This is a genomic window from Aquisalimonas sp. (assembly GCF_007120195.1).
Classification (GTDB): domain Bacteria; phylum Pseudomonadota; class Gammaproteobacteria; order Nitrococcales; family Aquisalimonadaceae; genus Aquisalimonas.
Window position 1 is genome coordinate 1 of sequence record NZ_SKOG01000128.1, and the last position, 2,995, is coordinate 2,995.

The window sequence follows — 2,995 nt, forward strand, 5'->3', positions numbered from 1 at the left end:
CCACCGGTACCCGGCCTCGCAACCGCGGCGCATGAGCTCCCAGTAGAGAAAGTCGTAACCGGCCACCTCCCGCGCCATCGGCATGCCGGCGCCGTAGTAGGGCAGCACCTCGTCACGGAAATAGAACGTCATGACACTGGCGACGGGCTCCTCACCACGGCTCACCGTCAGAATGCGGCAGTCTTCCCCGAAGACGTCGCGGAGGATCTGGAAGTAGTTCTTGCTGAACACGGGCGTACCCATGCGGTGCACGTTCTGCGCAAAGACACCGAAGAAGCGATCGATATCCGCGTCGAAGGCACTGGTGAGCCCGGACTTCATGCCCTGGCGCACCATGCGCCGCTGCTTGCGCGGGATGGCCTGCATGTTGGCTTCGACATCCGGTTCGATGGCTTTGCGAAAGGTGACGTAGAGATCCTTGGTCGGCCAATCGGAATGCACTGCACGGCAGTGCCGGTATTCCAGGTGGTCCACGCCCGACTCCGCAGCATGCGCCTGCGCGGCGTCGTCAAGCGCCCGCGCGGCCTCGGCCGTCTCGGCGGCAATGCCTCCGTAGACGCAAAACGGCAGTGAGATCAGCGCGTCGCCGAAGAGCAGGCTGCGCATGCGGGCAAGCGGCAGCACACCCTCGATGCGCCCGCCGCGCGTCGCCATAAGAAAGCGCGTGCTGTGACCGAAAGCGCGCTCGATCACGGTCTGCCAGCCCGCCCGGTGGCAGAAGGTGGCCTCAGGACGGGCCTCAACGAACGCGTCCCAGCGCGCGTGCTCCGTCGCCTGGAGTTCGCTCACCTGGAGGGCGTGTTCGGCACCGGAATCCATGGCTAGTTGACCCCCTCCGATACCACATCCGCCTGCGCCGGATGACCAGTGACAGGCCCTGTTGGCGCCAGGGGCTCACCACTCAACACGTCCGCGTAGGCCGTATCAATGGCTCCCCAGTGAAAGTCGGCGAGCAGCCGGCGCAGCCGGCCTTCCGTACGGCTGAGGTTCACGTAATGGCGAAAGCGCGTCTTCTGCCCGAGCCCGGCGATACGGGGTTGCCCGGGATCGAGTTCCCAGGGGTGCAGATAGAAGATCCCGGGCATGCCCTCCGTTGTATTGACCCGGCGCAGGGCCTGGCGTGACACCGTATAGGGCAGGAGCCGGAAGTAGCCACCGCCGGCAGCCGGCAGATTGCGCCCGCCGAGTCGCACGGTGGTCATGGGCAGTTCCAGCACGCCGTCGTCCCCTAACGGCCGAAACGGCGTCCGTGGGGCGTCAGGCATGCCGTAATGATCGTGGTGAACGGGATAGATACTGGAACTGTAGCGATGCCCCGTGTCGCGCAGGGTGCGTAAGACCTGCAGATTGGTCTTGTCAATGGAGAAACTGGGTGCGCGATAACCGTACACGGGCACACCGCCCGTGTCCTCCAGCACGCCCTTGGCCCGACAGACATCCTCACGAAACTGACCCGTGGTGAGCTCGGTGACGCGCTCGTGCCAGTAACCGTGGCTCGCCAATTCATGGCCCTCAGTCACGATGCGCCGCACCAGTTGCGGATAGCGCTCGGCTATCCATCCAAGCGTAAAAAAGGTGGCACGAACGCCGGTATCATCGAGGACCGCCAGGAGACGATCCATGTTCCTTTCGACGCGGGAAGGCATGCCCTGCCACGTGGAGCGATCAACAACCCCCTCCATGGCCGAGACCTGGAAGTAGTCTTCCACGTCGAAGGTCATGGCATTGATCGGTGGCGCCGTCATCACGCCGAATCCCCTCGGTTGACCGTGGTCAGAATCTGCCGGGAGAGCTTCGAGGTGTAGACCGCGTAGCGCTCCAGGCGCGAGACACGTGAATCCAGGCGCTCCAGCTGTGCGGAGACGCCGAGATCAAGGGAGCCCTCACCGTTTAAGACCTCGGCACCGTTGTGACACTCCTCTTCCATGGGCACGCGCGGGGCAAGGAAATCCTGCTCCATCTCCTGCACCACGACGCCGACGGCGTCCTGATCGAAGGCGTTGAGCTCCTCGAGATACCCCATGAGCATAAGCCGGTCACAGAGGGTATTGATGCGGCGGGGGATGCCACCGGTCGCTTTGTAGAGCACCTCGAACGCCTCCGCGCTGAACGCGGGATTTCCTTGCCAGTTCACACGCCCGAGGCGGTGCTCGATGTAGGCGCGCGTCTCCTCCAGATCCATGGGCCCCAGGTGATAGGTGGCCGTCACCCGCTGCCTGAGCTGCCGCATGCTGGGGCTCTGCAGGGTGTCGCGGAATTCCGGCTGCCCGAGCAGAAAGCTCTGCAACAGCGAACCCGACCGGGTCTGGAAATTGGAGAGCATGCGCAGCTCTTCCACGGCGGCGGGCTCGAGGTTCTGCGCTTCGTCCACCACCAGCAGCGCGCGCTTCCCCTCGCCCTGGCAGGCCATCAAATGCGCTTCGAGATCACGCAACAAGCTCGCCTTGGACCCTTCATGGGGCAGGCCGAAGGCCGCCGCGACGGCCCGCAGGATGTCGTCGGCGTTGAGCTGGGTACTGACGAGCTGGACCGCGAGTAGCTCGTCGCGGTCCAGGTGCTCGAAGAGGTTGCGGACCAACGTCGTCTTGCCTGCGCCCACCTCGCCGGTAACGACGATGAAGCCCTCACCCTGGTGAACGCCGTACTCCAGATAGGCCATGGCCCGCTTGTGCCCCCGGCTGCCATAGAAAAAGGCCGGGTCGGGGTTCAGCTGGAACGGTTTGCCCGTGAGATTGTAGTAGTGCTCGTACATTGTGGCTCCAGGATGCCGTCCATGCGGCGGCATATCGCTAGAATGTGATATTCAACCTTGCCGTGACCGCATTCTCGCGGAACCCGCGCTGCTCAGGCTCCGACGCCCGCTGCTGGTGTCGGTAGCTGAGCGAGCCGCGCATGTTCAGCGCCAGCTGGCGGGTTAACCCGGTCCGGAAACTCCAGAAGCGTTGCTCCCGGTCTTCTCCATCGGCACCGTCAGGCTGCACCCAGGTCCGCGAGA

At 64.2% G+C, this 2,995-nt stretch carries 3 protein-coding genes and 1 pseudogene; all 4 read right to left on the bottom strand.

All coding sequences use genetic code 11. From position 1 onward, the window contains the following. The coding region (locus QZT63_RS09500; RefSeq protein ID WP_290650645.1) for a FemAB family XrtA/PEP-CTERM system-associated protein at positions 1-819 on the bottom strand (819 nt) is incomplete at its 3' end. Between the two features lie 2 nt (positions 820-821). Further along, entirely contained in the window at positions 822-1,745 is a 924-nt protein-coding gene (locus tag QZT63_RS09505; protein WP_290650649.1) for an XrtA system polysaccharide deacetylase, read from the bottom strand. Then, positions 1,745-2,752: an XrtA/PEP-CTERM system-associated ATPase gene (locus tag QZT63_RS09510; RefSeq protein WP_290650647.1), complete on the bottom strand. Its 1,008-nt coding sequence runs from the start codon at positions 2,750-2,752 to the stop codon at positions 1,745-1,747. The genes QZT63_RS09505 and QZT63_RS09510 overlap by 1 nt, the downstream gene beginning before the upstream one ends. 37 nt (positions 2,753-2,789) lie before the next feature. After that, positions 2,790-2,995: pseudogene (locus QZT63_RS09515) on the bottom strand (hypothetical protein); the annotation flags it as partial.